Genomic DNA, 26,120 nt, shown 5'->3' with positions numbered 1-26,120 from the left:
CCCCAGGGAGGTCCACGACCCCTACTCGTCCCTGAGAACCTCTTGCGAACCGAGGTCAGCGATCTTGGTTGGTAGGAGGTATTCCTCGATCTGCTCCGCGAGGTGAAGCGGCCACGGCATGACGGTGGTGCCCCGTACGTACGGTGCTGCATCTCGCAGCTCGTGCGCCAGCGCCGCCCAGTGCTCGGGCTGGTCGCCGTCCTGGATTCCCGCCACGAGCAGCTCGATGAACTGCGGGTTCCATACCTGGGCCTTCGGCTTTGGGGCAGTGAGCTTGCCGTTGTGCTCGCCGGGGATCAGCTTGGACACGCCCTTCAACGCCCCGGAGTGCGTGCTGGGCTTGCCCGTAGTGCTGCCGTACACCCGAGGGACCAGGAAGCGCCACAGACCCTTGGGCTGGCCTGTGCCGTCGTCGGTTACGCCGTAGCACTCCGGCGTCTCGCCGCCTTCAGCGGTACGAACGCGTACATGACGCAGGCCGGGCAGCTTGCTGATCGGCTGAGGTTCACCGGCGCCGAAGCCGAGGCTGTCGAGCTGAATGCGGCCGTTGGTGAGGGTGTTCCAGACGCTGCGCAGGTTCTGCGCATGGGTGAGTAGCAGGGTGTCGGGGAAAGCGCTGGTGGCTTCATCGATGACGTCCTTGGCGAAACGGACCACGTCGTCGGGGCCGCACTTGAGGTCCACGTTGACGTACTGCTTACCGATCTCCACGAGCCCGGTGTGCAGAGGCTGCCAGGGCACCTTGGGCGCACGCACTTCCACATGCTGACCGGTGGGGTCGACGAGCACGGCGACCGGGACCTGTCGCGCGAGACCCCAGACGCGTCCCTTGTTCTGGCGGATCATCCAGATGGCCAGGAGGGCCGGCCGCCGGATGAGGGTATTTTGCGCCGGCTCAGGCAGTGGTTCGGGGCGTACGCCGAGCTGCCGGAACAGGTCATCGACGGCTGCGGCGAACCGCTCTCGGTTCGGGTCAGAGGCCTCCCTGCCCTCACGGGCACGAGGGGGACGCTTCGGCTCGGCAACCGGGGTGACGAACTGGCTGAGCCGTCCCGTCCGCAGCAGGCCGTGCCGGATGGCGAACTTGGGATCGTCGCCGCGTCGCCGGCCCTGATAGGCGTCGGGGTGGGCGATCTCGACCAGGCTGATTGTCGGGTTTGCCGCCTCGCCAAGTGCGTCGGCGATGTGCTCGATGCGAGCCTCCACCGCAGCCTGGGGCCGGCGTCCGGCCCGGTCAAGGTCGGCGCGAATCGTCGGTGCCGCCAGCCGCCGAATCCCAACGGTCACCGCGCCCAGGTCGATGTCAACCCCGGTTTCGTCAAGCTGCTCGGCACGGGGCATCGGGACACCGAGACGGGTGGCGAGCCGGTCGAGGGCGAATTGCGTGGCGCGGTCGGTATCGGTGAGCAGCTCGACGGCCAGACGCGGCCCGACGATCTCACGGAGGTAGGTGGCCGAAACCTGACTCTCGCTGATGCCGTCAAGCCCCTTGTACACAGTGCGCTTTTCGCGCGGGAGCGCCGCTGCCGGCCGGAGGTGTGGGGTGAGCTCGTTGATGACCCAGTCCATCAGCGGCTGGCGATCGGCAACCGCCAACCCGGCGCTGACCTTCTCAGCCGAGAGCATGCCGGTGCTGTACACCAGCGCAGCTGCGTCGCCGTGGCGCTGCAGGTAGTCCAGTGGCTTGTCGACCAGCTGCTGCGGGTCGGGCAGGCGATCGAGACAACCGGCTTCCTTCAGTACCCTCGCGCAGGCGTCGTCCCAGCGTGGCCCATAGCTGCTCGAGCCGTCCCTCTCAGTCACCCTGACCTGCTTGATCCGCGCCGTGCCGAAATGACGAGAGTTCTCAAGGCCGGCCAGGTACGGCACGGTCGGTGCCAGGTATACCGAGTGGCCATGGTCGAAGGCGAGCTTGCCCCGCACGGGCATCCAGCGCCGCACGCCGTACGACAGATAGACCAGCAGCTCATCACTGGTGGGCAGGGTCTGCACGCTGATTCCGATCTTGACCGAGAACGGCGTCTGGTCCTCGATCCGCTCCGGCGGCCAGGACATGATCTCCGCGCCTTCGGCGCTCGGGCAGCGCAGGAACCGCAACTCGTTGTGCGGGCACGTAGCGTCCGGGCGGGACAATGTCGCCGCGATCTCCATCGGGAGCAGACGCATGGCGCGCGGCCGTTCTTCCGGCGCGGTCAGGTCCAGGTGAACCGGCGACCAGGTGAGGTGGCTGGCGTGCAGCTCGGACAGGGTCAGGGAGATCTGCTCCGGGGTGCCCTTCTGCGCGCGTACCCACGCCGCGACCAGGTTGAAGATGGCCGCCGGGTTCACCGAGCGGTATGCGAGCAGCCAGTCCTGGTCGTCGTCGCCACGTCCGGCGTACGGAAGCGTGACGACGCAGTCGGGAACGAGGGCGGTGATCGCGTCGTTGAGCGAGGCGATCGGGATGCTGGCGACGTCGCCACCGCGTTGCGCCTGGGCGAGCCGGCGCAGCGGCTCCTTCCAGCGGCCAGGGAACCGCATGAGGTAGTAAGTGCGCTCGATCGGGGCTGCGGGATCGAGACGCAGGACGGTGACAGCGAGGTTGTCGTAGCGGGGTGCCATTCAGCGGTCTCCCATGTTGGTGAGGGCGCGGTACAGGGGCTGGTAGAGCGCCTGGACCAGGTGTCGATCGGTGTTGACGCCGTTAGGCTCGAAGTACGGGGTGAGCACTTCACGCATGCCGTGCAGCAGGCTGGTGCTGGCATCGTCGAGGTCGGTGTCGGTGTCGCTCCTGCGCGCAGTGAGCGGTGCGAAGGCGGCGTCGCAGAAGTAGACCTTCGCGGCTTGGCCGCCGCGTAGGAGCCGGCCCACGACCTGCCAGATGGTGACAAGTTGGGTCCAGGCCACGCGTTGGCGCTCGTCCGTGCCGAGCTGGCTGTAGGCGACCATGGCGTGCAGCAACCGCCGCCATTGACGCTGCGCGACTCGGCGTCGCCGGCTGCCGGCACCTACGAGGCGTTCGTGTGCCGGGCAGTCGTCGTCGAGCGGGTGCGGGCGTAGTTGTTCGAGGGCGTATTGGTTGATCCGCTGGGTGACGTAGCTGAGATCCTTCGGCCGCGGGTGAGGACGTACGAGGAAGAATGCGGCGCCGATGGCGGCCACGCCGTCGTTGTTGAGGATGTTGTGCCCCCGCTCGACGGCCAGGATCGGGGCGACCAGCAGCCACGCATCATCGGTGCCGAAGTCCGCGACGTCGCCGCGGCGTAACAAGTGGCCGTCGTCCCAGCCGGTCTCCAGCTCGTCGTCGCCGATGAGGCAGCGCACCTGCCCCTCCCAGGAGGACTTGCGCCGTAGCAACTCGTTGGTGACGGTGCGGGCCTCGGCGTAGCTGCCGACCAGCAGCATGACCTTCTGCCGGCCGGGCGGCAGCGCGGCTCGCTCGCGCTCCAGCCGGTTCGGTCGCCCGGGACCCGCGCCCGGCTGAGTCAGGGCGGCCACGATCTGCCGCAAAGCGCTCGCACGCTCCTCCCCGTAGCGGCCGGATACCCAGATCGGGGTACTGCGTTCGCCCTGGTGCTGGATGTCCAGGGTGAACGTGGTCTCGGAGATGGCGGCGAGTTTCTGAGGTGACGGGCGCAGGATCGCCTCGACCGGCACGTCGATGTGGTAGCGAGGCGAGGTGCCGGCCCAGCTGGTTCCGGACAACAGCAGCACGTTCGGGCCCGGTCCGTCGGCGGGAAACAGGTCCGGCAGGCCGACCAGTAGGGCCCGCCCTACGCCGGTGTAGCGGAAGAATCGGAACTCGCCCATCTGGCCGTCTCGCCGGTTGGTCTCGTCCTCGACGTACTGGAAGCCAAGCACGTTGCCCATCGGGGACTCCGGGACCACGACGGCGAGGTCGCTGGGCGGGCGGCGTACCTCCGCCGGAAGCGTGTCGAACATGTCCAACTCGGCCGCGACTTCCGGCCAGATTGCGAGCATCAGGTTGAGCCGGTGTGCCATTACCGCTACGGCGATGGCCAGCTCCAGCCGCCACACGTTGCGATCGAGCTCCGCGGGTGCGACCTTTCTACCTTCGACCAACTCCTGGTCGCTCAACTCTGTCAGCCACTGCCGAACGGCGTCCTCCCGCCTCTCCTCTTCCGTATCGGACAGCTGCGCCTCGGCCAACGTGGCTAGACCCCCGGCTACCTCGCCGGCTGCTCCCGTCGGATCGTCGATGAACGCGTTGAACTGCTCGCGCAGCAGCTTGTAGAGCGGATCGTTGTCCCAGCCGGGGTCCGGCCTGCGACCCTTCGCGGCGGTGTAGCCGGCCCAGTCGGTGGCAAGGCTGTTGAACAGCGTCCAAGCCGTGAAGTAGTCGGGGTCGAGCCACTTCAATACCGGCTTGCCGGCCCGAGCCCGGTCCCGTTGCAGCAACTGATAGATGATGTCTGCTGCGGAACGGGCCTGGTTCAGGGCCGTGGTAAACCGGCGGATCTGCCGGGACCTGACCGGTGCGCGGCCGGTCGCGCGCAGCTTCTCCGCTACCCGCGCCCCGATCTCGTCGATCCAGGCTTCCTGGCTGGGGCCAAGCAGTACCTGGGCGCTGGCGAACATTTCATCGAGGTTTGCCTGCACCTGGTCGGCCTCATCGACCAGGAATAGGTCGCTGCGTCGCCACGCCGCCTCCAGGTACCGCATCTGCTCGTGGCTCAACGGTCCGGGCACGGGGGTGTGCACAAGGCTCCATGGAGTCGCGATCCACACGTTCGCCGTGACCAGCCGGCGCGCGGCCTCATGCCGCTGGCACCGATGCCACAGGGGACAGGTGCGCCGGGTCCCGTCCCGCCAGCCATCCACCGGGGCATCCGGGTCGGTCTCGATCAGGTGCTGGCAGGGCGCCTCGCGTACTTCAAGTGGGGTGGCCTTGTCTCGGACCGCATCAAGCGGGCAGGCCGTGCTGACCAGTTCGAACCCGTACGGCTCGGAGGGCACAAGCCGGCCAGGTGCCGGCGGCTGGAGTCGATGCAATCGCTCCGCGTGCCGGGTGCGGTTCTGCCCCATGACCGGTGCCGCCACCACGCCGTCGTAGCGGGATAGCTCGTGCGCCATGCGTAGCGCTGCCGAGTTGTCGCCGACCACGATCGTTATCCGGAGGTCATGCTGCGCCGCCCAGGTCGTCAGGATCGTCACGAGGGTGCTCTTGCCGACGCTGACCATTCCGACCATGTGCAGGATCCGATCGATGCAAAGGGTCGCGGCGTCGCCGAAGGTATGGTCGGCCAGCCGGATCTGCAGCGTGACGTCCTGCAGGCGCTCCTCCCATCGGTGAGAGGAACGCCCGGCCTCCAGATCGGCGGCGTCCATACCTCGGGCGGTCTTCACCAACTCCTGCCACGTGACCTCGATCGGTGCCCGGGTCCGGACGGCCAGGTCATGCAGAGCCGGAGCCGGCGCGGGCGGAAGGTTATCCGGTACCGTGACGCCCTGACCACGCGCCGTCGAGCTCATGCGGTATTGCCCAGGCGCGGCGAACCGCACGCCCGTGGCGGCGAAGGGCAGCGGCTCGGTGAGCAGCTGCTCGTACCAGGCCCACCGGTTGGTCGCCACGCTGCACTGCCGGCGTACCGGTCGGCCGAGCGGGTCCAGGTGGTAACCCCGCACTGTCTCAGGGGCAGACCGGTAAGCCCGCAGCAACTCGTCCCACCCGTAGGGGCGTTGGCTGCGCCACAGCAGGGCTCGCGCGTTGGCGAGTCGGACCGTCGCGTCGGCTGGTGGGCCCGGCACCGCGTCCCACAGCGCCCGGTAGCCGTCGAGTAACGCGGGTACTCCGTGGGCGGTCTGGCCGGCGGCGACTGTTTCCAGCAGATACAGGCACAGTTCGGTGTCCATCAGCCGGGACGGCGAAGGCTGGTCCCCGGTCGGGGTGTAGTGGCTGCGGAGTGCGCGGGTGAAGCGGTTGCGGATGGTGTTGGTCTGCCTCATGCCCCGGCCTCCACCCGGCGCTTCACGGCACCGATGAACTCCGCCTCGGAGACCGCCACGATTTGCCGGCCCGGCCGTACCTGGGGGCACGCCTGCCGTAGCCGTGCCACGTACCGCGGATGTGCCTTGACCTGCTCCTGGCCGATGACGACGTAGGCCCTCTCCGCCTCCGGCGACACGGTGAACAGCCGCTCCCGCAGCCGTCGGGCCAGCCGTACCGGGTTGCGCCAGGCCTTGATGTCGGCGACCCACGGTCGTTCCGCGAAGACCGCGATGTCGCACGCGTCGAAATCCGGCCACAACGCCACCGATACGCCGAGCTTCCCGATCGCGTCGGCGACGCGCAGCTCTGCACGACCCGGTGCGGTGATGAAGGTGCGTAGCTCACGCCGCAACCACCACACGCCCTCGCTGGCGGGGTGGTCCGTCCCGGCCGTTCCGGGTGCCGGGCAGGTCTCGTCCTCGCAGACCCAGGTCCGGTCGTCATCTAGTGGCAATCGAAGACCGCTGCACCCGCCGCAGGTCCGGATCACGCCATCCGCCATCGCCTCCGGTGGTGCCTCCACGTACGCCTGCCGCACCTCATCCGCCAGCAGCGCCAAGTCAGGATCGGCCAGCCGTGCGTCGAGCTCCATCGCCGCGATCGCCGGCTGTCGGATCAGGAGCTCGCGGAACGCGATGTAGGACTGCGGCGCGTTGTGGGCCCGGGACTTGTCCATCACCGCCCGCAACAGCGCGTTCTCGCGGATCTCGCCTTCGACATCCCCACGGAGGCTGCCAAGTTCCTCGCAGGCCGCCGTCGGGCGGCCATAGATGAGCAGCGCCTCGTCAGGGCCGACGTCGGTGCCGGTGAGGTCGATCTTCCAGTCGCCGAACGGCTCCTGTGCAAGCTGAAGCAGCTCCACCACGCTGGCCGGCGCGGGCGCGCCCTGATGCCAGGCGAGCAGGGTCAGCCGGTCCAGCGCGAGCTGCAGGTTTGCCGGGTACGGCAGCCGGAACGCGTCACCCGATGCGGTCTGCTGGGCGTACTTTAGGATCCCGCTGGCGAGCTGCGCAACAGCAACCTGCGGAGTGGGCAGCCATGACGGGTCTGAAGGTGGTTCGATCATATGTGCACTCCGCGTGAGAGAGACGTAGGCAAGGCGGGGTGGGTTCCATTGGACCGCATCGGTATGACAACCGCGCAGCCCTACAATATGCGAAGCGCCTTCGTATTAGGCGGCGCATGTAGCCCCGCGTGCTCGCGCGTGCGATTGGAGTCCTCGCCCCATCCGAAAGGTCAACTCCGTCTTGAGCTGCAACTGGCATTTGTGCTGCCTGCTCAGAGGGAGCTTGAACCGCGATTGAAGTACTGACTTCGAGAGGGGCGACTGCGTCTCAAAGCAATGCAAATTGCTGTCGGTAACCAGACCGAAGTCCCCGCTTGGTCATCCGTGGCTGTCGGGATGGCCGATTTGTCGTGCCGGGTTCGCGGTGTCCGGTCGGGAGCCAGGTCCCCCGATGACTGGGCCGGGTCGTTCACGTCGCGGATCGTCCCGAAGTGCGTCTGCAGGTGGATGGATGCCACGAGGCGATCCTTGTAGGAACGTCGACGTGTATCGAGCCGGCCCCTTGCGGTTCCTCGGCGGTGCGTACGTCCCGTTTGTCTTCTTCCCGACACAACTTCGGTCCTGCGACCCCTCCCTGCGAGCCCTGCAGTCTCGTTACAGTACGCACTCATCGCGATCGGCGGCACATCAGTCGCTGCGGATGTCAGGGGGTGGTCTATCCGGTTTTCGGTGCAACTACTGGTTTCTGGGTAGTTGTCTGTCCGGTGTGGTCTAGCGGCGGCTGGCGCTGACGCGGTCGATGAGGGTGATGTCGAAGGCGTTGAGTGTGGCTTTCCATCGGTTGGTCCAACGGGCGTGCCCGCGTCCGGTCGGGTCCATACGGCCACCGCCAGATCTGAATATGTCCACAACGCAAAGGCGGTTACACGGCGGCCGCCTCGCGTTCACCCCACCTCACCAGCAACATCTCCAACGGCGGCTGCTCGTACTAGGTGCCCTGCAGGAGTTGATCGGCCACGATGGCAGTCGCATGCAGGGTTGATAAGACGATTCGGAACGTGCGATAGACGAGCAGGTGTCAGCGCCGCACGCCGGGGCGGTGTGCCGAACGGGCGGAAGGGACGGCACAACGGACGGAGCAGTTAGCCGCGAGCAGCAACTCGCGCTGCTCATTTCGGACATCGGACCCTGTAACAGCGGCCAGGTCCTCGAGGCCGCGCGGCAGCGCTGGCCGGCGATGACGCAGGCGCGACTTCAGAGGATCGTCGCTTCGGCACTGGGCGCTGGGCTCCTCCACGACGACAACGGCATCCTCAGGGCAGCCGACGCGCCCGCAACGCCAATCCCTTCCGGGCATCGATCGGCGGTAACTGCGCAGGTTCCCCGGGCTGTCGTCGTCGACGTCGAAGCTGTTGTGCGTCCCACTGCGGATCACCCCGACGGGGACCGGCGCATCTACCAGATCGGTGCGGTGCGGTTGTCGTCGGAACGGCGCTGGGTCGAGGAGGCGCCACGCTTCACCGCCTGGGTGCGGCTGCCGGACGTTGACTGGGAAGAGCAGCTGCGGTCCGCGTCCGTCCGTGACCAGTACGCCGCACACGCGATCCCTGTCGAGCAGGCGCTGCACGATCTGCGGGACTACTTGGCGGACGCGGACGTCCTCGTGGCCTACAACGGTACCGGCGCCGACTTTCCGATGCTCGACGATGCGGCCACCCGCGCCGAGCAGCCACCGTTCGGCGCGCTGCGCCGAGCCGACGCGTTGTACCTCGCCCACGCGGTCTGGCCGACCGCCCGTTCCCATCGCCTGGTGGAGCTCGCCGACGAGGTAGGTATCGGTCGGTCCGGGCTGAGCTGGCACGACGCCGCAGACGATGCCGACCTGACAGCCCGGCTGCTGCGGCACGCCGCGGACACCGTCTCAGGCTGGGACGGGCCGTTGCGGGATCTGCTGCTCGCCGCCGGTGCCGGGTCACCTGCTTGGGACCTGCTCACGTCGCTGCTATCCGCACCATCTGGTCGGCCGGCCGCGGACGACGGCTCGGTCGCCCAGGTGCTCGCGGACGTGCTCGGCAGCGGCGACCTGCGGGAACCAACCCGGCGTGGCCGAGCCGTCCCGGAGAACCTGACGGTGCCGGAGCGACTGTTCGACCGCACCGGTCACGTGGACCCGCACGCACTCGCCTTGGTGGCCGCGCACGGTTCGGTCGAACGCCGGCCGGCGCAGCAGCATATGGCCGAACTCCTGGCGCGCCAGGTCGACGCTGGCCGGGATGCGCTGTGTGAAGCGCCGACGGGAACCGGTAAGAGCCTCGCGGTTCTCGCCACCGCCCTCGACTGGCTCGCGAGCAACTCCCGCCGACGGGTGGTCCTGGCGACGTTCACCAAACAGCTGCAGACCCAGCTGGCCGCCGACATCACCCGGCTCGCCATGGTCGTGCCCGGCCTCGACGACGTCGCCGACCTGGTGAAAGGTACACGCAACCGGCTGTCACTGCGGGCACTCGTCGCCGCGCTCACCGACGCGGTCGCCGCGGCCGCCGGAGCAAGCCACCGGGATCGCCGGAACCGGTTCGCCGCCCACCCGGGCTACCGGGAGCTGCTGGTGTACCTGGTCCAGCGGCTGGCCACCGCGACATCGGCGCAGCAGGCGTGGGTGGCACGAAGTGTCGACACCGCCGACATTCCGATCTTCCTCGCCGAGTACATCTCGGCGACAGCCGGCCCGCTGATGGGGTTGTGGCTGGCCAGCGTGAGCCAGGAGTCCGACGACTACGGGCCCGGCTCCGCGTCGCCGCTTGCCCACATGACCGACACCGTCGGCGAAGCGCTGGCCAACCATCGCCTCGTCGTCGCCAACCATGCGCTGCTGCTGAGCAACCCGGACGCGTTCGCCGACGACACCCTGCTCGTCGTCGACGAGGCGCACTCCCTCGAACACGCCGCGACAGGAGCCGCGAGCGCCGAGGTGGACTATCGGGCGGTGGAGAACCTCGTCGCCGAGCTGCGTCGCTGGTTTGCCAGCCAGCGCGGGGCACCGGCAGCGCTGGGGGAGCAGATCGCCGACCTGGAGGCGATGCTCGACACCGAGGTGATGCCACGGGCCGCGCAGGCGGTGTTCGACGCCGCCGGCGGAGAGCCGGGCAACCGCGCGGCGACCCTGGCGAGCCCGTTCGGTGGGCTCGGCGGCAGCGCCTCGGCGCGGCAGCTGCTCGCCCGGGTGGAACGCCTCGCCGTCGTCGCCGGGCTCGTCTACCGGCAACTGTCCGGTCACCTCGGATCGGAGCAGATGCAGGCGGCGTCGTGGTGGGAACGGGAACGGGCGGCGTCACTGGCCAGCAGGGTGTGCAGTCTGGCCGAGGCAGCCGACCAGATCGCCACCGATGCCCATGCCATCCTCGACCCTCCCCGCCCCGACGCAGGGAACGCTGCCGGGCAGCCGGGCACGCCAGCCGACCAACCTGCCGGCAGCGGTGGGGACGACGCTCCGGGCGTCGACGACGATGAGTCGGGGGAGACCGAAGCGCCGGTGGACCCGCTCGAGGAGCGCCTCGGCGAGGTCGGCGCTGACGACGCTGGGCCTGACCTCATGCCGGACGACTCCGGATCGGCGCCGGTGGTGTCGAACCGGGTCGTGTTCGCTACCGAACTGGAGCTGGAAGGCCTGAGTGTCTCCGCCCGCCGGTACGCGTTCACCGTGACGTCCGCGCCGATCGAACTGGCCCACGACCCGCAGTGGAGGCTCGCCCGGTCGAGGTTCGACCGGATCTTCTACGTGTCGGCGACGCTGCAGGTGTCCGGCCGATGGGACTACATCCGCAGTCGGCTCGGACTGGGATCCGACGTCGACGCCCACTACCTGCCCGGCCCGTTCGACCTCGCCTCCCAGGCGAGACTGGTGTGTCTGACCGACTTCCCCAGCTGGGCGGAGCAGGCCGACGGTGCGGTCCGCACCGTCGCCCACCACCTCACCGGCTACGCCCGAGAGGTAATCCGCCCGGAAACCGCCGGTGATGACGGCAGCGCGGCCACCGGTGTGTTCACCGGTGGTGCGCTTGTGCTGACCACGTCGACACGGGCGGCGTCGGCGATCTCCGAACGGCTGCTCGCCGAACTGCCCGCGGTCGCGCCGGACGTCCCGGTTGCGGTCGCCCCGATCCTCGGCAACGCGCGGGCGGCGCGGGCGTTCACCGAAACCGGAGGGTTCTGCGTCGCGACCCGCGGGATGTGGCAGGGGGTCGACTTTCCCGCCGAGCGGCTGTCGCTGGTGTGGATCAACAAGCTGCCATTCGCGCCGTTCGCCGACCCGGTCGTCGCCGCCCGCCGCGCCGCGGTCGCCCGCCGGGCCGCTGACACCGGCCATCCGGATCCGGACCGGGTCGCGACCGAGTCGTACTACCTGCCCTTAGCGGCGATGGATCTGCGGCAGGCCGTCGGCCGCCTGATCCGGTCAGCCCACCACCGCGGTGTCGTGATCATCAGCGACCGCAAACTCGCCGGCCAGACCGCGCTACGGCGAAGCTACCGGCGGGTGTTCCTCGAGTCGCTCGACCCCGGGCTGCTGGTCGCCGACCCCGACACGGGGGAGGCCGCCGGTGGGAACCTGACGACGATGGCTGACGGCTGGGAGCGGATCTGGCGGTTCCTCGCCGACTGCGGAAAGATCACTGCCGCGCGGGCCGACGAGCTGTGCACCGCTGACGCGCTCGCTGAACACACCCTGCTGCCGGCCACCCGCAAGATTCTCGCCGCCCGCATCGACGACGACACCGAAACCACTGCCCGTGCCGAAGGTAAACTCGGTGACCTGCTCGTCGAACGCTGCTCCCAGATCGCCGGGTACCTGCGGTTCTCCGACGTCCCACTGCAGCTGCGCGACCAGCAGGAGCAGGTGATCCGCGCGGTCGCCGACAAGGCTGACGTGCTCGCGCTGCTGCCGACCGGTTTCGGCAAGTCCTACACGTTCCAGCTGCCCGCGCTTGCGTTGACCGGCGTCACCGTCGTCGTGTCACCGCTCGTGGCGTTGATGGCCGACCAGGCCCTTGAACTCAACGCCAGCGTCGGCGGCGCCGTCCGTGCCCTCGTCGGGCCGATGGCCGAGTCCAACAGCCGCCGCGGCAAGACCGAGGTCGCTGAACAGCTCACCGGTGTCCACGACCACGGCATCAAGTTGGTCTACATTTCCCCGGAACGACTGGGCAACCGGCGGTTCCAGCAGCTGCTGCGCACCGGGGCGGCCAACGGGCAGCTGCGGCGGGTCGCCGTCGACGAGGCTCACACGTTCGTGCAATGGGGCGACGACTTCCGCCCCAGCTTCCGCCGCGCCGCCGGTCTGCTGACTGAGCTGCGCGACCGGCACGGCGTCCGGGTCACCGCGGTCACCGCCACCGCCAACCGTGGGGTGCGCGCCGGGCTGCGCAGCGGCCTGTTCGGTCTGCCCGAGACCCCGTCCGCCGGTGAACCTCTTGTCACCGTCACCGCGGACCCGCTACGGCCGGAACTTGCGATCTACCGGCGGACGTTCCGGGCCGCCGGTCCGAACGTCGTCGCTGGGCTCGCCGAAGCGGTCACCTCCGCCTGCGACGACCATGCGATCTTCTACTGCCTGACCGTCCGGGAGGTCGACACGCTGTACGCGCACCTGCGCGAGTTCGTGGGAGAGGGCGAAACCCGGCGGGTGCGCCGCTTCCACGGCCGGCTGTCGGAGGCGGAGAAAGCGGCGGTCCTCACCGAGTTCCGCGACGCGCCCAAGAACGGGGAGGAGGGGTACGTTCCGCTGCTGATAGTGGCGACCAGCGCATTCGGTCTCGGGGTCAACCGTGGCGACATCCGCTGCGTGTTCGTGGTCTCCCCACCCACCGACCTCGCCGGGCTGTACCAGCAACTCGGCCGCGCCGGCCGTGACCAGGCCGGCTGTGACCCCGCGGAGATCACCGCACCGTCGTACGGGCTCGCCCTAGGCACCGGCCGTGGTTTCCGGACCGTCGCCTGGATGATCTCGCAAGGTCTGGCGAACCCGACCTTGCAGCGCATCGGGAACGCAGTCGTGGCCGCCGCCCGGGGCAGCGGAGTGCTCAACCCCGACCACGTCGCCGACATCGTCATCGGCGAGGAGGTCGACGCCGGGTGGATGTCCCTCGACGACGCCCGCAAACCGGCGACGATGACGATGTACCGCACCGCGGTGATCCGGGCGCTCGCCGCCCTCGACGCGGCCGGAACGGTCGACGACTGCGGCGACTTCCCGGCGACGGTCACGCTGACCCCGCTCGACGATCCGATCCGCTGCGACGACACCCTCGCCGACGCGGCTGCGGTCGTGCAGCAGCTCGCCGCGACCCGGCCGGGACGTCACCAGCTCACCGACGTCCACCAACAGCTCGCCGCAGCCGTGACCGGCTACGACGGCCTCGCCGACGACGTCGCCGGCACTTGGGCGCTGCTGGCGACCCTGCACGACCTCGGCGTCGTCGACGTCTCCCAGGCCGGCAACACCCAGACCCTGGTCTCGGTGCGGATGCTCGACCGGACCGGCCGGCTGCCCGCTGACTTCGCCACCCGGATGAACGCCCACCGGGCCCGGTCGAACACCGAGCTCACCGCGCTGCGGGACTGGTACGCCGAGCAGGCCCAGTGCGCCAACGTCGGCTTCGCCGAGTACTTCGGTCAGCCTGGGCAGTCGGTACCCGACGGCACCTGCAGCACCGCCGCGTGCCGCTGCTCCACCTGCTGGTCGTCGAGCGCCGACACCACACCGACACCGGTGCTGCTGAACGCGTTGAACACCCCGCGGCCGCGGCCGGCCGCCGACCGTGACGGCGCGCCATACCAGGCGGCGGTCGACCGTTACCTGCGGGCGCTGCTGTGGGACAACTTCCACGGCCTGACCGCCGGGATGCTGCACCGGGTCCTGCGCGGCGACGAAGCCTACCGCGACAGCCGCTCCGGTCGGCTGCGACCGCTGTGGCCGCAGCTGCTCTACCACCGGCTGCGCGGCGTCGACCCCGGCATGAAGCTCACCCACGTCACCGACGCGCTCGCCCGGCTTGCAGCCGCCGGCGAGGCGGCCCTGACAGACGGCGGCCGGGTCTGGCGGCTTCGCCGACACGTCGACCGTGACAACGCCCGCGCCGCGGCGCCGCAGGCAGGAGCCGCCCGATGACGATGACCGCGACACCGACATGGCGACCGTTCCACGACGAACCGCTGTTCACCGACGACCTGCTACGCGACGTCGACGACATCCCCGACGCGGTACGCGCGGCCATCATCGCCTACCTCGAGCAGGTCGCCCACGTTCGCCGGGCGCCGCTGCACACCACCACCGCGTTCAACGCGCTTCACTTCGGCTTCGACCTGCAGGCCCGCGGTTACCAGGCCGCCGTCCTCGACCCCGAACTGTTTGTGCGGCTGACCACCGATGCCGCGACGCTGCCGGCGCTGCCCGTCGGCACGTTCGTGCGCATCGAACGGGGTCAGCAGTCGCTGTGGGCAGAGGTCGTCGCCCGCTTCGGCGCCGCCGACGGCGTCCACCCGGATGGGTGGGTTCCTGCACGCCTGTCCGGAGCACCGGCGGTCCTCGACGACACCGGCTGCCGGTCGGAACGCGTGATCGTCGACCCGGAAGCGTTCGGCGTACCACTCACACCCCGGGAACGCACCGAACTTCACCGGCTGCGCCAGCGTGGTGTGGTCCTCGACGAGCGTGGACACCTGACAGGACAGGTCTGCTACCCCGGTCCTCGGCTGGCCGGCCTCGACGACATCGCCCTGTACGCCCACTATCTGCTCACCGCCGGCAAACCACTACTGGTAGGTGGACCGCTCGGCGGTCTGCTGATCGACCCGCACGACGACGACACCCTCGCCGTAGCGTTGCAGACGGCGCTGCACACGATCGACAAACTGCTGGACGTCGCACCGCACCTGCGTCGATGGGGCGGCTACGCCACCCCGGTCGACCGGTACCACCACCGGCGGGAAGACCCCGGCCTGCTGGGCGGGGAAGACCTCGACGACCTGGTCCACACCATCGCACGGTCGGGGACCGGACCACGGTTCACCGGTGTATGGCCGTGGCTGGCTGGCAGAGTCGACGAGGTCTTCGCCACCGACCCGGAAGACGTCGACGTCGACCCGTTCGAGCTCACCGCGGCCGCCGAAGTGGTCGTGCACGCCAACCTCGCCGTCGCCGACCACGCCACGGCAGCCGTCGACGGGTTGCAGCCGAACGGAGTCCACCTGCGCGTCGACGACCTGTGGCAGGTGGGCGGCGTGTGGCTGGCGCAACCGTCCCCGGTCCCAGCGGACCTGCGCGACGTCGACCCGCTACGACCCCTCGGGCTCGGCTACCACCAGTCACAGCCGCCGTCCCAGAGCACCGATGACGGTACCGGCGCAACCGATCCGGCCGAAATCCAGCAGCCGACTGACGACACCGAAGCGATCACCGGCACCTGCACGGATCAGCGGGAACCCGGTCCGGACCCCGACACGACCGACCCGGAACCGGACGACACCGAGACAGAAGGACCCGCCGGAGACGAGGTCGTTGTCGAACACCTCGACGACAACATCGCCGTGTACACCGTCGCGCTGCGACCAATCCACCTCGACAACGACACCCTGCCGGTACCTGACCGGATCGCCGCCATGCTCGCCGACGGCGCCCTCGTCATCGAACTGCACCACGACGGCGACGACCTCTCCGACGACGAGAGGATCCATACGGTCGAACACGGCGACGGGGCGCTGACCGGTGTCGCCTGGCCGCTGTCGTTCTACCCGGGGATCAAGGTCATGGTCTCGCTCGCCCGCGGCGCCCGCAGACTGGCCGCTACGACGACGTTGCTCGAACGGCCGCTGCCCTACGGTGACGAGTTCCGCTGGGACGCCGACCATCGACTGCTTGCCACCGCCCTCGCAATCGACCTCGACCCCGCCCCGGCACCCGAGGAGACTGACGGCACCAAGCCGGACGCAGACGACGAACCGGCACCGCCGACGGTGCCGGCGGAGTACCAGGGGATCGACCCGCTGCGGCGGCTGATCCTCGCCGCGTTTCGCCGTCACGGCACTGAGGGCACGTTCGGCTCCCGCAGGCTGACCGGCAAACAATTGCTCGGCGTCATGTTCGGCGCAGACTTCGACAACCCGCCACTGATGTGGCAGGTGATCTACACCTGTGAACGTCTTGTGGACGCCGGCAAGCTCACCCGTGAACCGAACCCGGGACGTCCCGACAAGCCGGGAAGCGGTGGACCGGACACGTTTGTGTGGTGGCCCAGCCAGTCGGCCCGCCAGCACGCCGACTACGCCGCGGCGCAACAGCGGTACGCGGCGCTGCGGGAGCGCACCCGCGAGCATTGGGTGCCGCCCAACTGCCGGGCGCTTCCGAGCGGGTACCGCGCCAGCGACCAGGCGAAGGAGAACTATGCCCGGCACGTCCGGAGAGTATGGGGCCAGCACGCCGACACCAGACTGCCCGACGGGTTCACCTTCGTCAAAGGACACCGCAGGGGAAGTGATCCGGGTCCGTTGTGGCTACCGCTGACATGACATCGACGACGTCCCCTCGCCGACATCGTCGATGTCATACCCGCTTGTTCTACTGACGTCTCGCCCGTCCACCGGCCGCCAGCACCGTTTCCAGCACACAGCCCTCCGCGGATAGGAGTCACACCCCCAGATGAGTGGTCGCCTGCGGCACCGTCACCGTCACACACCGGTGCTGATCTGCACCTCGGAAGGGTTCGCCGAGCTGGCCGCCGAGGCCACCGACGACGAAGAGCGGCAGGGATACACCGCGAAGGCCGAACTCGCCGCCCAGCTCGAGCGTCTCAACGACGCGCTGGAGGCGGCATTCAAGGTCTTGACCCCGGAGGAGTTCTCCGACCTCGTCTGGCGCATCCCCAACCCGGAGCGCACCGACTTCCTGAGCCACCTGCGTGTCCCATCGGCGAGGAAACCCGTCCCGATCGCGGCCGCCAACGGGTTGGCCAAGCTACGTACCTGGACCACGGCAGACCGCAGACGGGCGGCACGCACCATCACCCGGCCGGTCCTGCGGCGGCTGATGGAACCACTCGACGCGTGGCTGACCGACCGCGATGACGACGCGTTGCGCAAGGCGCTGGTCGACGACGCCAGCCAGGCCAACGCCGTCCGGCTGATGGTTCTCGTGTTCTGGTACGACCTGCCACAGGTCGTCGCCGCACTGCGGCTCGCGCTCACCAGCGGACTGGCCCTGCCGACCTGGCCTGCGGAGGTGGTCAACGACATCGCCGCCGCCTGCGCCCGCCTGGAAGTGCTGGGAGCCGACGCGATCAGCGACCCCGGTTCGGACACAGAAACAGAAGACGGGGCAGACATGCCAGACAGCAGCGAAACCACCGTAGGGTTAGCCGCCAGCCACCACGGTCCCACTGAAACCGGCGCTCACCGACCAGACGTCACCACCGCGGTGACGGACGCCGACGTCGAAGGAGGCCCGGCCGCGGACACGACCGTCGCGGAACTCGCCGTCCGGTTGCGTGCCACGGTCGACACCGCCCACGATGCCACCCAGCAGATATTCGACGCTCTCGCCGCGTCAAAGCTGCCCGATCAGCACCTGCTCGACCGGGTCGCCGAGCTGGGCACGGTCGTCACGCATGCCCGGGCCGTCCTCGCCGGCCTCGGCGTGGACCCCGACTTCGGTGACGACTGCGCCGAACTCGCCGCCGCGCTCGACCGTGCCTCAGCCGTACAGGACAAAGACCGCACAGCACGCGAACAGTTGACCCGGCTGACGCACCTGTCCGGACCCGACACGAGCGCCGACATGCTGGCCGGCGTCCGACAGCTCGCCCAGCAACTCCTCGACACCGACTGCTGGGACGACGACCAGCGCAACCACGTCACCGCGCTCATCACCCTGCTGCAGATCATCGACGCCGCCGAAGCCGACGACATCGCGCAGGCGACACACCTGTACTCCACCGCGCAGCAGCACCTGCCCACGGAGCTCGGCCCGGTGCTGGTCGTCGCACTCATGGGAAAACTGACCGCCAGGACCGACGACACCACCGGCGCACACAACGCCGCCGCCCGCCAAGACGATCCCGCCGAGAGCGTGGACGCGCTGGCGTCAGAGGCCCGGACCACCTTCGCCGTAGCGGTAGCGACCGCCCCGCCGACCGGTGCGCCCGCCGTCTCCGACGGCATCGCTGTCAACGAATCGCCGGCCGCCCCGGACGGCACCGCCGGCAGCGTCGCGCCGGTCACGGCCAACGGCTGCGGTCATGACGACCCCGTGAGCACACGAGACAACGGCACTGGTGCGGCCACAAGGGCGGAGGCGATCGAGCCCCGCGCCGCCGCCGACGCGGCGGCGCAGGACGGGCCCGGTGACCAGCCCAGCGACGGAGCCGACCTGATCAGTCTGCAGCCGAAGGCGCCGTCTGAGCAGCATCGGCCAGCTGGCGCACTGCGGAAACCCGACGACGCCGCGGACGACAGCCTCATGGCGTCGCTGCTACGCAGACGGCGCTACTGTCTGGCGTTCCACGCCGCGACCGCCCGGGGGAACGCCACCCGCGCCCAGGCGCTGCGCATGCTCACGCTGTCCGAAGCGGTCCGCAGCGAAAGCGGCGCCACTTCGGCCATGCTGCGCGCCGACCTCGACGCGCTCCACGTACACCACTTCGACGGCGACCGCGCCTCCCAGCTGGCGCTGCTCGCCGCCGCCGTCCGCGGGGCGCTGGTGACCGCCGACCCGAACGCCGGCACGATCCTGGAGGGCCTGGTCGGCTCTCTGCACGAACTGCCGCACCTGACCCGGGTCGCCGGCGCGATCGGCACCGCCTCCGCCCGCGGCCTGCTGTCCAGCAGCGCGATCCTCGCCGCGCTCGCCCCGATCGCAGGAGCCGACCAGAGCATCGCCACCGCCGTCGAGGCCGCCGCCCAGGCACGCGACCGGCTGCGGACCGTGCGGTTCGCCCGCGCGCAGCAGATCGCCGACCGCTGGTGGTCTGCCGACGGGCTCATCGGCCAGGTGCTCGACATCGCCGCCCACGACCGTCGCGTCGACATCGACGTCGCCGTCGAACGGCTGCGCAAGTTCGCCCGCCGGGAGGCGATCGCCGAGGACCTGATGCGTGAAGACGCCCAGATCCGGGCGAAAAACTCCCGGCCGCTGGAAGGTGCGGCCCGTCGGCGCCTCACCGACCACGCGCGTGAATGCCTCGACGCCGTCGGCGCCTGGGTCGACGCGATCCGGGCGAACCCGGACGCGGCCCGAGACAGCCTTCAGGTGCCCCCGCAACTGGCGGAGCTGCGCAACGAGGTCCGCGCCGGATGGGTCGACGCCGACATCGAACTGCGTGACACGGCGGGAAACAGCGACGACGTTCTCCTCGCCGCCGCGGCGGCTGCCTGCCGGGAAAGCGTCGCCCGCAGTGTCGAGCTGCTGGACGGAACCAGTCTCAGCGGGACCGAACCGGACCCGAACATCGTCCTCAACCGGGAGCTGCTGCGCAGCCCGGCCCTGCCGGTCGACGCGAAACTGAACCCCGCCAGGCCGGTGACGATCACCGACATCGAGTCAGCGGTGGCGACGTCGTGGGCGGCCGCGTTCGACGCCCGGCTTGCCATCGAGGACTACGGCGCGGCGCGGATCATCATCGACGCGGTCGCAGACGCAGACCCACTGCGGGTCGAGGAGATGGTGGACCGCCTCGAGGGCAGCATCGCCCGGTCGCAGAACGAGGTGCGGGCGTTGCGGGCGGATGTCGCCACGCAGGTGGAGAAAGCCGCCCGGCTGGGACAGCTCAGCCACGCTGACAACTCCCGGGTCATCGCCGAGCTGGAGGCAGCCAACCCCAAGCGCACCGACCTGGGAGCGGTCCGACGCCAGCTCGAAGACATCGCAGGCCGTCTGCCCGAGTACGCCAGCAAGGCTCAGGAGGCGATGCGAAGCCGTGTCACGATCGAGCTCAATGAGGCCGCCAGCCGGGCGGCCAACAACACCGGTCCGAAGGTCTCCGACAACGCCGCGGAGCTCATCAACGCCCGCATCGACACCGGAGACCTCGCCACCGCCGAGGAGTACCTGCTCAACATCCTCGCTGGAGAGGAGCCACCCAGCACCATCCGCTCGACCGACCTGGAGAAGTTCCTCGCTGTCCTCGGCGCCGCCACCGACGGTGTCACCCCGGCGCTGATCCGGGCTGCCCGGGACGGGGACACCCACAACGGCCTCGACTTCAGCCGGCTCAACGATTTTGAACGGACCAACGCCGTCGAGGGCCTCGAGCAGTGGCACCGGATGACCACGGAACGGCAGTCGTTGCGCCACCAGCGGACGAAGTCGGTGCTCGGGTATGCGCTGCGGCTGGCCGGTGTCGAGTTCACCGGCGAAAGGACCCCGTACAAGCTCGGTAACGCCCCGACCCGGAAATGGGTCGAGCTCACCGGCGTCAAGCTGACCGGTGGGGCACGGGTTCCGGCGTTCGGGTCTCGCGCCGGTGACCTGCTGAAGGTGATGCTGTGCTGGGGCGTGCAGGACGCCGCCACGCTGCTGACCTGGGTGGAGCAGGACCAGAGCATCGACCCGATCCTCGTCTTGCTGTTCGGCAGCATGTCCGCCGACCACCGCAAGGTCCTGGCCAAGGAGTGCGCGGCCCGCGCCGACCGGCCGGTCATGGTCGTCGACGACGCCGCGATCGCGTTCCTCGCCGCCCGCGGAGGCGGGCTGTTCGCCACGACCGAACGGATCCTGCTGCCGTACGCGGCGACCAACCCGTACCACCCGAGCGGCCACGACGCGCTGCCCAGGGAGATGTTCTTCGGCCGCGTCGACGAACGCAAGAGCATTCTCGACCCGTACGGCGCGAACCTGCTCTACGGCGGCCGGCAGCTGGGCAAGTCGGCGCTGCTGCAGGCCGCGGCCCGCCAGTTCGAGCTCTACCAGGACCGGGTCGCGGTGTATCTGCCGCTGTCAGGCGGGTTCGGCGCCACGGTCAAGATCGACGACCTGTGGAACATGATCGCCGAACGGCTCGCCCAGCGGGGTATCACCTCGCCGCGCAAACGGGCCCGCGACGCCGCCCAGTACGTCGAGACGACGATCACCACGTGGCTTGGCAGCAACAACCAGCGCAGGCTGCTGCTGCTTCTCGACGAATGCGACGGGTTCTTCGACGCGGACGCCCGGACAGGGTTCGAGCACACCACCCGCCTGCGTAACCTGATGATGACCACGAACCGCAACTTCAAGCCAGTGTTCGCCGGCCTGCACCAGGTCCAGCGGTTCGCGCACCTACCCAACCAGCCGCTCGCCAGCGCGCACTTCGGCGACCCGATCGCCATCGGCCCGCTGACACCGGCCGCGGCGCACGATCTGATGTTCACCCCGATGGACACCCTCGGGACCTCCTTCGACTCCGACGAGCTCATCCACCGGGTCCTCGCCTACTGCAACTACCAGCCGAAGCTGCTGCAGATGGTCGGCGAGGAGCTCGTGCGGGAAGCGTTGAGCCGACGGGGCCTGGAAGGGCCGCGGTACCGCATCCGCGACGAGGACCTGGAACGCGTGATCGGCTCCAACGCCGTCCGGCAGAAGATCCGTGAGACGGTGCACCTAACCCTCAACCTCGACTCGCGGTACAAGCTGATCGCGCTCGTCGTCGCCCTCTCCGCGCTGGAGAAAGGCGCCGACCACGCCATCCCCACGAACATGCTGCGGGACGAGTGCCTGGCGTGGTGGCCGGAAGGGTTCGCCGACCAGGGAGCCGACGAGTTCCGGTCGCTGCTGTCGGAGATGAGCGGCCTCGGGGTCCTGTCGGAAACCGGCGGCCGGTGGCGGCTGCGGTCCAGCAACGTGCTGCGTCTTCTCGGCACCGCGGAGACCATCGAGGAAGAGCTGTGCGCGCTGGAATGGCGTAACGTTGTCACCACCCTGTCGGCCGAGCAGGCCCGCCGAACGCTGACCGACGGCCGCATCTCGCCGGTGACCGAGAAGCAGCTGGCCACCTTGACCGAACGGGGCAACCACCTGTGGGTGGTCGTCGGCACCCAGGCGACCGGGATCGACCGGGTCGCGGCACGGCTGACCGAGGAAGCGGACATGATCGGGGCGCGATTCACCCTGCATGTGACCAGGGGACCAGCGGGCTACCGGCGGGAACTGCGCGGCGGGGCGCCCGGTGACCGGCACCGAGTCGTGCTCAGCGACCTGTCGACAACCAGGCTCGACAACGCGCTCAACGAACTGCTCCAGGTCGACACCCTGCTGCCGGCAGCCGGGGTGACCCGCTCCCTGGTCGCGGTCGTCGACGCCAGCGTCAGCGAACTGTTCACCAAGGACGACGCTCCGCCGCTGGGGGAGGTCACCGACCGGGTGATCGTGCTGCGCCGGCTGTCGCCGGGCGGGCTGCGGTCGTGGGTCGTCGACAACGAGATCTCGTGTTTCGGTGACGCGGCCAGCCAGAAGATGCTGCTGGAGGCTACCGGCGGATGGACGGTGCTACTCGACGACGCCGCACGGCTCGCGGCCACCGAACGCACCGCCCGACGCGTGTGCGATGCGATCACCGCAGCAAGGCTCAACAGCGCCGAAGTCGCCAGTGTGTTCGTCGACCAGGTCGGACTGGCGAACAACCCGACGCTGGCGGCCGCTTTCGACTCGCTGCTCGACTACAACGCTCCGATGAGCAGCGAAGACCTGGCCACCTGGCTCGAGGTAACCGAATGTGGCGGCGCCCGGTCGGTGGAGGCGTTGCGGTACTTCGACGTGCTCGTCGAGCGACCCGACGACGGGCTGTGGGAACCGGAGCCGGTGTTCGCGGCGGCGTGGAGGAAAGCGCGACAGCAGTGACAGGCTGGTCCGGCGGCGGGTTCGTGACTGCCGCCGGAACAGCTTGGTGAACCATTGGCCCGAAGCATTGGGTTTCGTCGTGGGGCGGCGGTTATCGCCGGTCGGCGTAGCGCCGGGCGACGTACATCCGGGTGCTCGGCGGGTGCTCGGTCGCCGTGGACAGGGTCGGCGTCGTATGGACTTGTGGTACGTGCGTCCGGGTGGGATCAGCCGAGACCTGCCGAAGCGTGGACTGGTGGGAAGCGTGGGCACGCGGGGTATCGATCGACGCTGACTCTTAATCCGCGGGTTCGGGGTTCGAGTCCCTGGCGGCGCACGACAAGCGAAACTCAAGCCCGGTGCGATGCACCGGGCCTGAGTTTTTTCGCGTACCACCGGCTTGTTCACGCTGGTTCAGCGGAGCTGCGCGGCCGGCGGGTGGAGCGGCCGGCGCCCCTGGGCGAAAGGGTGGCCGCCCCCGGAAGGGGCCGATCGGCGGCGTGTTACCGTTCCTGCCGTTGCCGGCGAGCGCCGCTAGCTCAACTGGCAGAGCAGCGGACTCTTAATCCGCGGGTTCGGGGTTCGAGTCCCTGGCGGCGCACGGTTCGGTCAGGCCCGGTCCTCTCGGACCGGGCCTGACGCGTACCGGGCCCATCCGCCCCCGCCGCACCGCTGGCTCATCCGAGATCGGGACGCTGCCGAAGCCGTCTCCCGGTCGGCTTGGGGTGAATGTCCGACTCCGCCCCTCACCTCAAATCGTTGAGTGGAACGTCATGTTTGCCTCCGGGGCTCGGATCCACCCATGCCGTTCCGCCGACCGGGGTGTGTGAGGCCGGATGTCCGTTTCGGGGGTGGTCGGTGGCACTCTGGCGGCGGAATGGCCGGCGGGTGGGCGTCGTTGTATCCCCGTGAACGACCGAGGAGGATGGCCCGCCGACGCGGGTGTCCCGGGCCCGGAATGATGGTGGGCCGCCGGTCGTTGTACCTGGTCCCGGAGCGACGAAGAGGCCCCGCCCCGCACGCCGGATGATCCCCCAAGACTTTCTTTGAGCGCCTGACGGTGCTCGCGCACACCCGACCCCCATCGGCGTGGTGCGCCAACCCCCAAGGAGCTTTGTCATGAACACGATGCTGCGGAAGAGCGTTCTCGGTATTGCTGGTCTGGCCTTCACCGGTGGTGTCTTCGCCGGTCCGATCGCCGCTCACGCCGACGCCGCCCCCGTGCACAGCACGAAGCCGGTCGCGGTGAGTGTGCAGGGCGCGCAGTCGAAGATCGACCTGAACGACGAGCAGACCGCCAACGCCAAGGCGATCATCGCCGCCACGAAGAAGGCCGGCCTGCCGGAGCGGGCGGCGGTCATCTCGATCGCCACCAGCCTGCAGGAGTCGAAGCTGGAGAACCTGGGCCACCTCGGCGACCGCAACGACCACGACTCGCTGGGCCTGTTCCAGCAGCGCCCGTCCAGTGGTTGGGGCACGCCGGAGCAGATCACCAACCCCGAGTACTCGACGCTCGCGTTCCTCAAGGGTCTGAAGCAGGTCGACGGTTGGCAGGACATGCCGCTGACCGAGGCCGCCCAGACCGTGCAGGTCTCGGCCTACCCGGATGCGTACGCGCAGTGGGAGCAGCAGGCCGCCGACATCGTCGCCCACAACTGGAACAGCTGAGCCGACACGCTGGCCGGCACCCCGACGGGGTGCCGGCCAGCGGCGTTGTACAGGCCGCTTCGTCGCCTGACCGCACGCCGCACAGCGCCCCGGCGCGCATCCCGCGGGCCGGGGCGCTCTGTCATCGAGATCGTCAACCGACGGTTGACGCCTCGACTCCGTCAACCTATGGTTGACGCATGGAGGAGACAGAGTCGCTGAAGATGAACCACCCGGTACGCCTCGACGACCTGATCGAGGGCATCAAGAAGGCGCACACGGACGCGCTGGACCAGCTCGCCGGCGCCGTCCTGGTCGCCGACCACCTGGGCGACGTCGCCGACCACCTGATCGGGCACTTCGTCGACCAGGCCCGCCGGTCGGGGGCCTCCTGGACGGAGATCGGCCGCAGCATGGGGGTGAGCAAGCAGGCCGCGCAGAAGCGGTCCGCCGCGAAGGCCGAGACGGCCGCCGCGCTCGACCCGAACGCCGGCTTCGGCCGGTTCACCCCGCGGGCCCGCAACGTGGTGCTGTCCTCGCAGGAGGAGGCGCGCGCCGCCGGGAACGCCGAGATCACGCCGGGGCACGTCGCCCTCGGCCTGCTCGCCGAGCCGGAGGGCCTGGCCGCCGCGCTGATCGTGGCTCGGGGCGTACCCCTGGAGCGGCTGCGGGAGGTCGTCACCGCGACCCTGCCGGCGAAGGCCGACCAGGTCCCGGACCTCATCCCCTACGACGCGCGGGCCAAGAAGGTCCTGGAGCTGACGTTCCGGGAGGCGCTGCGGCTGGGCCACAACTACGTGGGCACCGAGCACATCCTGCTGGCCCTGCTCGAGGAGGAGGGCGGCGACGGTGTGCTCACCGGGCTCGGGCTGGAGAAGGCGGCCCTGGAGTCCGCGGTCGAGGGCGCCCTGGCCGAGATCGCCCGCAAGCGGGCCTGAGCCGCACGGGCAGCGCCGCGCCGGGCGCGCGCCACAGCCGCGCCGGGAAACGCACCACAGCCCGCGCCGGGCACGCGTCACGGGGGCGCGTGCCCGGCGCGGACTCGTCAGGCGGTGGGGAAGCCGTAGCGGGCGGCGTGCTCCGGGTCGGCCGGGTCGACCTGGCGGATCCCCGCGTCGGCGAGGCGCTTGTTCACCTCGTCGAGCCGGTCGCGGACCAGCCGGGCCTCCTCCTCGGTGACCCGGCCGCGGTGCGGCTTGCCGGCGTGCTCGATGGTGCCGTAGTCGATCTTCTCGGCGCCCCGCCGGGCCTTGGGCGGCTTGACCCGCTCGGCGGTACGCAGCAGCTGCGCCATGGGCACGTCGGTGGCCATCGCGTCGAACTCGCTGGCGGTCAGCACCACCCGCCGCGGCTCGCCCCCGCCGTGCTTGTCGTGGATCTCCACCACGGCCACGTCCAGCGCGGCGTCGTCGATGCTCTCCACCTCGACCGGGGTGGCGTCGAGTTGCACGGGCCCGGCGACCAGGTCCGGGTGCTCCAGTACGACGACCTTGACCACCTCGTCGTCGGGGCCCAGCACCTGGCCGGTGAAGTCGGAGACGTGGATCGTCTTCTTGCCCATGCGCGGAGCTTCTCCTGTGGTAGGCCGGATTCGGACCACAAGACGCTACAGGACACCTGTGCGAAAGCTCGGTGCGGAGCGG

General features: G+C 69.6%; 9 protein-coding genes and 1 tRNA gene. 6 read left to right on the top strand and 4 right to left on the bottom strand.

Annotation, left to right across the window (positions count from 1 at the left end):
- Positions 1-21: 21 nt before the first annotated feature.
- The 3 genes from FXF50_RS11015 to FXF50_RS11005 are packed head-to-tail and all read right to left on the bottom strand — an operon-like array spanning position 22 to position 7,055.
- Positions 22-2,601, bottom strand: coding sequence for a pPIWI_RE module domain-containing protein (locus FXF50_RS11015; RefSeq protein ID WP_148427116.1), 2,580 nt, complete (start codon positions 2,599-2,601; stop codon positions 22-24).
- Positions 2,602-5,946, bottom strand: coding sequence for a transposase (locus FXF50_RS11010; protein ID WP_148427115.1), 3,345 nt, complete (start codon positions 5,944-5,946; stop codon positions 2,602-2,604).
- Entirely contained in the window at positions 5,943-7,055 is a 1,113-nt protein-coding gene (locus FXF50_RS11005; protein ID WP_148427114.1) for a hypothetical protein, read from the bottom strand. Before FXF50_RS11005 ends, FXF50_RS11010 begins: the two co-directional genes overlap by 4 nt.
- A gap of 1,015 nt (positions 7,056-8,070) precedes the next feature.
- Between FXF50_RS11005 and FXF50_RS11000 the strand changes: the two genes are divergently transcribed.
- The 6 genes from FXF50_RS11000 (at position 8,071) to FXF50_RS10975 (ending at position 25,415) form a co-directional block, all read left to right on the top strand.
- A complete protein-coding gene (locus tag FXF50_RS11000; protein ID WP_255509983.1) occupies positions 8,071-14,157 on the top strand; it encodes a DEAD/DEAH box helicase in 6,087 nt (2,028 codons plus the stop codon).
- Positions 14,154-16,553 (top strand): hypothetical protein, encoded by a 2,400-nt coding sequence (locus FXF50_RS10995; protein ID WP_148427113.1) that lies wholly within the window; start codon positions 14,154-14,156, stop codon positions 16,551-16,553. Before FXF50_RS11000 ends, FXF50_RS10995 begins: the two co-directional genes overlap by 4 nt.
- Before the next feature lie 169 nt (positions 16,554-16,722).
- Positions 16,723-22,851 carry a hypothetical protein gene (locus FXF50_RS10990; protein ID WP_148427112.1) on the top strand — a complete coding sequence of 2,043 codons (6,129 nt, stop codon included), beginning with the start codon at positions 16,723-16,725 and terminating at the stop codon, positions 22,849-22,851.
- 507 nt (positions 22,852-23,358) lie between these two features.
- Positions 23,359-23,431: transfer RNA gene (locus FXF50_RS10985), tRNA-Lys, on the top strand.
- Between the two features lie 518 nt (positions 23,432-23,949).
- Positions 23,950-24,498, top strand: coding sequence for a hypothetical protein (locus FXF50_RS10980; protein ID WP_148427111.1), 549 nt, complete (start codon positions 23,950-23,952; stop codon positions 24,496-24,498).
- Between the two features lie 179 nt (positions 24,499-24,677).
- Positions 24,678-25,415 carry a Clp protease N-terminal domain-containing protein gene (locus FXF50_RS10975; protein ID WP_148427110.1) on the top strand — a complete coding sequence of 246 codons (738 nt, stop codon included), beginning with the start codon at positions 24,678-24,680 and terminating at the stop codon, positions 25,413-25,415.
- A gap of 107 nt (positions 25,416-25,522) precedes the next feature.
- Here FXF50_RS10975 and FXF50_RS10970 read toward each other — a convergent pair whose 3' ends face one another.
- Complete coding sequence (locus tag FXF50_RS10970; RefSeq protein WP_148427109.1) at positions 25,523-26,038, bottom strand: hypothetical protein; 516 nt, start codon at positions 26,036-26,038, stop codon at positions 25,523-25,525.
- Positions 26,039-26,120 lie beyond the last annotated feature (82 nt).

The organism is Micromonospora sp. AP08 (assembly GCF_008085935.1).
In the GTDB taxonomy this organism is placed as follows: Bacteria; Actinomycetota; Actinomycetes; order Mycobacteriales; family Micromonosporaceae; genus Micromonospora; species Micromonospora chersina.
This window is presented reverse-complemented; position numbering and strand designations above follow the sequence as displayed.

Coding starts and splice junctions, on each gene's coding strand:
- FXF50_RS11010 (WP_148427115.1), bottom strand. CDS start 5,946: ATGAGGCAGACCAACACCATCCGCAACCGCTTCACCCGCGCACTCCGC.
- FXF50_RS10970 (WP_148427109.1), bottom strand. CDS start 26,038: ATGGGCAAGAAGACGATCCACGTCTCCGACTTCACCGGCCAGGTGCTG.
- FXF50_RS11015 (WP_148427116.1), bottom strand. CDS start 2,601: ATGGCACCCCGCTACGACAACCTCGCTGTCACCGTCCTGCGTCTCGAT.
- FXF50_RS10975 (WP_148427110.1), top strand. CDS start 24,678: ATGGAGGAGACAGAGTCGCTGAAGATGAACCACCCGGTACGCCTCGAC.
- FXF50_RS11005 (WP_148427114.1), bottom strand. CDS start 7,055: ATGATCGAACCACCTTCAGACCCGTCATGGCTGCCCACTCCGCAGGTT.
- FXF50_RS10980 (WP_148427111.1), top strand. CDS start 23,950: ATGAACACGATGCTGCGGAAGAGCGTTCTCGGTATTGCTGGTCTGGCC.
- FXF50_RS10995 (WP_148427113.1), top strand. CDS start 14,154: ATGACGATGACCGCGACACCGACATGGCGACCGTTCCACGACGAACCG.